Annotated in this window: 1 protein-coding gene; it reads left to right on the plus strand. The window is 60.3% G+C overall.

Features of this window, described 5'->3' with window-relative positions:
- Nucleotides 1-204: hypothetical protein (locus ORL50_RS29260; RefSeq protein WP_266020137.1), on the plus strand; the 204-nt coding region annotated here is incomplete at both ends.

Below are 204 nucleotides of genomic sequence, written 5' to 3' on the forward strand. Positions count from 1 at the left end.
CACCTCGAATGGCGCGCCGCTGGAAAACCCAACCATCAGTGGCCCAGCTTCGGTCACCATCGGCGACACCACCAGTGAAGTGTTTGCGACCCTGACCGCAGACAAAACTACCGTGGCGGAAGGCGGCCAAGTCACCTACACCGTGACCCTGACCACCAGCACCGGTCTGCCGATCAACAATCACCCTGAGCTGACCTTCAAGCT

Origin of the sequence: Pseudomonas sp. RIT-562 (genome assembly GCF_026241895.1) — a bacterium.
GTDB classification, from domain to species: domain Bacteria; phylum Pseudomonadota; class Gammaproteobacteria; order Pseudomonadales; family Pseudomonadaceae; genus Aquipseudomonas; species Aquipseudomonas mandelii_F.